The sequence below is a fragment of the Geodermatophilus sp. SYSU D00696 genome, from assembly GCF_054050235.1.
Genome location: NZ_JBJGYY010000074.1, coordinates 1 through 5643 on the forward strand (window position 1 = coordinate 1; position 5643 = coordinate 5643).

Genomic DNA, 5643 nt, shown 5'->3' on the forward strand with positions numbered 1-5643 from the left:
GACCCGGTGACCCCGCTGCCCGGCGCCGAGTACATGGCCGAGGACCTCACCGCGGGCGTGCTGGTGGTCTGGCAGGGACAGGGCCACACCGCCTACCCGAAGACCGAGTGCACGCGGAAGTGCACGGGGTCGCACCGTGACGTGCCGTGCAGTTCCGCGGAAGTGCACGCGGGTAGGGAGGGCGCGTGGAGGACCTGGCGCGACTGGCCGGCCGGATCGCCGCGGTACCGCTGGGGACCCTGGCGCGTCGGCGCTCCGGCAAGCCCATGCACCCCCGCGGGGCGGTGCTCGGCGCCGTCCTCGAGCGCGACGGCGCGGTGCCCGACTGGGGCGTGCCCTGGCTGACCGGCCCGGCGCGCGAGCCCGCCGTCGTCCGGCTCTCCCGGGGGGCGGGACTCCCGGCGCCGCTGCCCGACCTCCTGGGGCTGGCCGTCCGCCTCCCCGGCGGCGATCGGCCGGTGGACCTACTCCTGTCGACCGCCGGCCGCGGCCGGTGGACCCGCTACCTGCCCGTGCCGCGCACCGACGCCGCTGTTCCCTACTCGTCGTTCATGGGCTACCGGTCGGCCGCCGGGACTCTGCGCCTGGCCGCCGTCCCGGACGGACCGGTGCACGTCCCGTCCGATCCCGGGCCCGTCCGCACCGAGGCGCCCGGCACGGTCTTCCGGCTGCTGGTGGCACGCGGGACGGGGGAGTGGACGCCGTTCGCCCGCCTCGTGCTCGGCGCCCCGGTCGGGGAGCCGGACCCGGACCTGCGCTTCGACGCCGTCCGCAACCCGCCCCCGGGGCTGCTCGCCGACGGCCCGATGGCCCGCTTCCGGGCCCCGGCCTACGCCGCCGCGCGGGAGGGCAGGAGCACACCCCCGAACGAGTGACGTGGACCACTCGGTGAGATCGCACACGGTTGTGCGGCACCATCCTCGGGTATCCGAGACAACGGCGTTCACCGAGGAGCACCGCCCTGCTGTCGCAGTGCTCGGACACAGGAGGGGTGCAGGCTCGCGTGGTCCACGCACTTCCGCCCTCCGCGTCCCGTGCACCGGTCCGCCTCGTGACGGTGCCGCACCGCGACGCCTACGTCGACGCCGTGGTGCCGGGGAACGCCGTCCGGGTGGGACCCGACCACGAGCCGAGCCCGTGGCTGGACCCGGGCTACCTGACCGCCTGGGCGCACCGCGTCGACGTCGTCCACGTGCACGCCGGCTACGAGCACCTGCCCGAGGACGAGGTCGTGAGCTGGACCGAGGCGCTGCGCCGCACCGGGGTGCCGCTGGTGGTGACCGTGCACCAGCTGCGCGACCCGGCCCAGCCCGAGCGGCGCCGCCACGACGCGCACCTGGCCGCGCTGCTGGCCACCGCCGAGGTGGTCCTCACCCTCACGCCCGGGGCCGCCGACGAGATCGCCGAGCGCTTCGGGCGGACGGCGATCGCCGTGGCGCACCCGTCGGTGGCGACGGCCGACCCGCAGATCGGCGCCGAGCGCGGCCTGGTCGGGCTGGCGCTGGGCGCCTCGCGGACGGCGGTGCCCGACCCCGCGGGACTGGTGCGGGCGGCATTGTCGGGCGCGGTGTCCGGCGGCGGCCGGCTGCGGGTGTTCCTCGAGCCGGGCGAGGAGCTGCCCGGGGGGCCGGAGCTCGCCCGCGCCGAGGGGCTCGAGGTGGTGATCCGCGACCCGGTGCGGTGGCCGCAGCAGTTGCAGGAGCTGCACGCCGCCGTCCTGCCGGAGCGCTGCGGCACGCACTCGCGCGACCTCGAGGTCTGCCGCGACGTCGGCACCCGCGTGGTCGCGCCCAGCTGCGGCTGGTTCGCCGACCAGTGGTCCGACGTGGTCGTCTACGGCAACGACGAGGAGACCGGGTTCGACCCGGTGTCGCTCAACGCCGCGGTCGGCGCGGCACTGACCCGGCCGATGCCGCGGCCGGCCGACCGGGGCTGGCGCGACGGACAGCTCGCGGCGGTGCGCGCGGTGCATGGTCAGGTGTACGAGCAGGTGCTGGCCGACCGGGTGGTCGGCGTCTGAGTCACCCGCCGTGGACGGCGTCGACCAGCCACAGTCCGGGCAGCACCTCGCGCTCCCCGGTCTCGCGGAAGCCCGCTTGCGCGTAGAGGCGACGGGCCGGGCGGTTGTCCCGGCCGGTGGAGACGGTGACCCGGCGACCGGCGGCGTCGGCGAGGACGGCGGCCACCAGGGCCCGGCCGGCGCCGCGCCGGGCGGACGCAGGGTCGACGACCAGCCGGTCGATGTCGACCCCGCCGGGGGTGTCCCGCCGGCCGAGGGCGCCGACGACCGCGCCGTCCCGGAGTGCCACCAGCCAGTCCAGGCCCGTGGCGAGGAGGGCGGGGACGTCCTCGGCGAGAGCGGGGATGCGGTCGTCGCCGATCAACCGCGCCTCGACGGCGTAGGCGGCGTGCTGGACCTCGAGGAGGCGGGTGGCGAGGACGGGGTCGCGCGCCGGGTCGCGGCGTTCGACGACCACCGGGCTCCGTCCGCGGGGGGAGTGTGTGGGCAGGGGCGGGGTCGAACCGCCGACCTCTCGCTTTTCAGGCGAGCGCTCGTACCGACTGAGCTACCTGCCCCTCCCGGTGTCTCCACCGGAGAGCGACCCTGACGGGACTCGAACCCGCGACCTCCGCCGTGACAGGGCGGCGCGCTAACCAACTGCGCTACAGGGCCTTGCTGTGTGGTGCGTGCCCCCAACGGGGTTCGAACCCGTGCTACCGCCTTGAAAGGGCGGCGTCCTGGACCGCTAGACGATGGGGGCTCGTGTTCGCCGGGGGCAGGGAGAACGATACACGGCCCCCAGAGGTGCTCCGGACCCACCCCCGGCCCCGGTGTGCCGCGCCGCTGCGCGCCGGTCCCGAGCGCCGGGCCGGCCGGCTGTCACGATCCCCGCGTGACCCGCCGTGCCGCCCCGTCCCTCTGCGCCGCCCTGACCGCGGGCCTGCTGCTCACCGGGTGCGGCGGGGAGCCTGGTCCGGCGGCGGCGTCGTCCACGGCGACCTCCCCGGCGACCTCCCCGGCGACCTCGTCGGCGACGGACGGCGGCGGGGACACCGCGGAGCCCACCGGGCCGGACGGCGGGGACGCCGGCACCGCCGCACCGCCGTTCCCCGCCGACACCTCGCCCGACACCGCCGAGGCCTCCGCGGACGCCCGGGTGACCGTCACCGACATCCGCACCGGCCGGCACGACGGCTTCGACCGGGTGGTGTTCGAGGTGGCCGGCACCGGCACGCCCGGCTGGGACGTCCGCTACGTCGACGTCGCCGCCTCGCAGGGCAGCGGCGACGAGGTGGAGGTGGCCGGTGCGGCGGTGCTGCAGGTGACCGTCACCGGCGCCGGGTACCCCTACGACACCGGCGTCGAGGAGTTCGCCGGCCCCGACCCGCTCCCGGGCCGGGGCACCGCGAACGTCACCGAGGTCGTCTTCGACGCCACCTTCGAGGGGACGACGGTGGCCTTCGTCGGCACCCGCGCGGAGTCCCCGTTCCGCGTGTACCCGCTGCAGGACCCCGCGCGCGTGGTGGTCGAGGTCGCCGACCCGGCCTAGTTGAGGCTGGCGCGCAGCTCGACCCCGTCGTCGCTCACGCTGGTGCACTCCAGTGCCAGCGGCCCGGCGGCGACGCTCTCGCCCTCGCCGCAGGAGACGCTGGCGCCCCCGACGCTGATCGAGGCCCGCCCGTCCTGCACCCCGCCGAAGGTCACCGTCTGGCCGAGGATCTCGACCTCGCTGCCCTCGCCGTCGAGCGTGACGGTGCAGGCCGAGCCGGAGCACGAGACGCCGTTCGAGGTGAACGAGCAGCCGGCGAGGGGGACCAGCGCCAGGGCGCCGGCGAGGAGGCCGGCGGCCAGGCGGGGGCGGGGCGTGGTGGACATGGCGGCGAGCGTAGGGCGGGCGGGTCAGCCGGTCGGGGAGGCCGGGGTCCCGTCGTCGGCGCCGTCCGGTGTGCCGTTCCCCGTGCCGTCGGCCGGCTCGGCCTCCGGGACGACGGTGCGCTCGATGGTCACCTCGGTCTCGCCCAGGCCGCCGAGCGTGATGTCGTCGTAGGCGACCAGCTCGCCGGTGTCGGGGTCCAGGTAGAGGACCGTGCAGGTCAGCGGCTCGGGGTACTCGCCCTGCAGCGCGCGCAGGCCGGCGCCGCCGGTGGAGCCCTGCACCATGAGCAGCGTGCCCTCGTCGAGGGTCTCGACCTCGCGCTCGTGCGTGTGCCCGGCCAGCACCAAGGGCACGACGCCGTCCAGCGGGAGCGCCTGCTCCGGGTCGTGCACCATCGCGATCGCCGGCGGCTCGGGCTGCTCCTCGGCCAGCTCCGCGAGGTCCTCGCCGGTCTGCTCGAGCGACGGGGTGTCGCCGGTGGCGGTCTGGTCGGGGGTGAAGCGCGGGTCGCGGGCCCCCACCACGGTCAGCCCGGCCACCGTCGTCGCCGAGGTGTCGAGGACGGTGGCGTTCGGTTGCCCGGCGACCAGCCCGGCGGTGACCACGGAGTCGTGGTTGCCGCGGATGAAGACGTAGGGCACGCCGAGCTGCCCGATCGAGGAGATGAGCCGGTTCTCGGGCTCGCTGCCCCAGTCGGTGATGTCCCCGGTGTCCAGCACGCCGTCGACGTCGAACTGGTCGACGACCTGGCGCACCAGGTCGAAGCCGGCGGGGTTGAGGTGCAGGTCGGAGACGTGCAGCAGGGCGACGGTGTCGTCGTTGCGGGTGGGGGTGGGCAGGGTCGAGATCGTGGCGTACAGCGTGCTGACGTTGGTGACGAGGTCCTCGAGGGAGGCCCGGTAGGCGTCGAAGCGGGCGACGATGTCGCGGGCGTCGCCGATCAGGCTGGTCGCGTTGACCAGCAGCCCGGTGTAGGTGGGCGTGGACAGCGCCTCAGGTCGCCAGGTGAGCGCGCCCAGGCCGGCCGTGCCGGCGAGCAGGGTCACCGACAGGCCGGCGGCCAGCAGCGGCTCCCGGCGGCGCCGCAGGACGACCAGCGAGGTGAGCGCGGCACCGCCGACGGCGGCGGCGGCGGAGACCCAGGCCAGCCGGACGACGGCGTCCTGCAGGTCCGCGCTGACCCGGTCGACGAGGCCGTCGACGCGGCTGGGGTCGGCCACCAGTGCCCGCACCCGCGCCTCGTCGACCCGGGTGAGCTGGACGTCGAGCCCGAAGGGGCCGTCGAAGGCGTCGACGTCGAGGGCGCCCAGCGGCGGGATCTCCACGGTGGCGCCGCCGCCGGACGGGGTGAGCGCGAACGTGGCGTCGAACGGGCCGAGCGGCTCCTCCACCCGCCCGAACAGCAGCACGCCGACCAGGGCGCCGGTGAGGGCGAGCGCCAGCCGGACCAGCCAGCGGCCGGCGGTCCGCCGACGGCGCGGCCGGGGCCCCGGGTCGGGCGCCGTCGGCTCGCTCATCCGACGAGGCTAGCCAGGCCGGGGACCTCCGGCGCCCCCCGGAGGGGGTGTCCGCCGGGGTCCTCCCTCACCGCGGCGCGTCCTCCCTCACCGCAGCGCGTCCTCCCTCACCGCGGGGGGGGGGGGGGGGGGGGGGGGGGGGGGGGGGGGGGGGGGGGGGGGGGGGGGGGGGGGGGGGGGGGGGGGGGGGGGGGGGGGGGGGGGGGGGGGGGGGGGGGGGGGGGGGCGCCGGCGCGGCGGCGGGGCGG

7 protein-coding genes and 3 tRNA genes are annotated in these 5643 nt (G+C 77.0%); 4 read left to right on the top strand and 6 right to left on the bottom strand.

The window, feature by feature from the left end:
* The first annotated feature begins 6 nt into the window (after positions 1-6).
* The 3 genes from ACI79O_RS24025 to ACI79O_RS24035 all read left to right on the top strand — a co-directional run bounded on the left by ACI79O_RS24025 (position 7) and on the right by ACI79O_RS24035 (position 2020).
* The gene (locus tag ACI79O_RS24025; RefSeq protein ID WP_456915387.1) at positions 7-345 is read left to right on the top strand and encodes an alpha/beta hydrolase; all 339 of its coding nucleotides are present in this window, start codon (positions 7-9) and stop codon (positions 343-345) included.
* Positions 240-875 carry a phosphodiesterase gene (locus ACI79O_RS24030; RefSeq protein ID WP_456915388.1) on the top strand — a complete coding sequence of 212 codons (636 nt, stop codon included), beginning with the start codon at positions 240-242 and terminating at the stop codon, positions 873-875. Before ACI79O_RS24025 ends, ACI79O_RS24030 begins: the two co-directional genes overlap by 106 nt.
* A gap of 176 nt (positions 876-1051) precedes the next feature.
* The gene (locus tag ACI79O_RS24035) at positions 1052-2020 is read left to right on the top strand and encodes a glycosyltransferase (protein WP_456915382.1); all 969 of its coding nucleotides are present in this window, start codon (positions 1052-1054) and stop codon (positions 2018-2020) included.
* Position 2021: 1 nt separating this feature from the next.
* On the opposite strand, the gene ACI79O_RS24040 is transcribed toward ACI79O_RS24035, so the two are convergent.
* The 4 genes from ACI79O_RS24040 to ACI79O_RS24055 all read right to left on the bottom strand — a co-directional run bounded on the left by ACI79O_RS24040 (position 2022) and on the right by ACI79O_RS24055 (position 2762).
* The gene (locus ACI79O_RS24040; protein ID WP_456915383.1) at positions 2022-2477 is read right to left on the bottom strand and encodes a GNAT family N-acetyltransferase; all 456 of its coding nucleotides are present in this window, start codon (positions 2475-2477) and stop codon (positions 2022-2024) included.
* A gap of 26 nt (positions 2478-2503) precedes the next feature.
* A tRNA-Phe gene (locus ACI79O_RS24045) sits at positions 2504-2577 on the bottom strand.
* 23 nt (positions 2578-2600) lie between these two features.
* A tRNA-Asp gene (locus tag ACI79O_RS24050) sits at positions 2601-2674 on the bottom strand.
* Between the two features lie 15 nt (positions 2675-2689).
* A tRNA-Glu gene (locus ACI79O_RS24055) sits at positions 2690-2762 on the bottom strand.
* 132 nt (positions 2763-2894) lie between these two features.
* Here ACI79O_RS24055 and ACI79O_RS24060 point away from each other — a divergent pair.
* Positions 2895-3551, top strand: a complete 657-nt coding sequence (locus tag ACI79O_RS24060) for an AMIN-like domain-containing (lipo)protein (protein WP_456915384.1) — start codon at positions 2895-2897, stop codon at positions 3549-3551.
* Here the strand turns inward: ACI79O_RS24060 and ACI79O_RS24065 are convergent.
* Together ACI79O_RS24065 and ACI79O_RS24070 are read right to left on the bottom strand one after the other, a co-directional pair.
* Positions 3548-3877, bottom strand: a complete 330-nt coding sequence (locus ACI79O_RS24065) for a hypothetical protein (protein ID WP_456915385.1) — start codon at positions 3875-3877, stop codon at positions 3548-3550. The genes ACI79O_RS24060 and ACI79O_RS24065 overlap by 4 nt on opposite strands.
* Before the next feature lie 24 nt (positions 3878-3901).
* Positions 3902-5395: a metallophosphoesterase family protein gene (locus ACI79O_RS24070; protein WP_456915386.1), complete on the bottom strand. Its 1494-nt coding sequence runs from the start codon at positions 5393-5395 to the stop codon at positions 3902-3904.
* Between the last annotated feature and the right edge of the window lie 248 nt (positions 5396-5643).

Bases quoted from the DNA above. Each gene is read 5' to 3' on its own strand.
- ACI79O_RS24065 (WP_456915385.1), bottom strand. From the start codon at position 3,877: ATGTCCACCACGCCCCGCCCCCGCCTGGCCGCCGGCCTCCTCGCCGGC.
- ACI79O_RS24070 (WP_456915386.1), bottom strand. From the start codon at position 5,395: ATGAGCGAGCCGACGGCGCCCGACCCGGGGCCCCGGCCGCGCCGTCGG.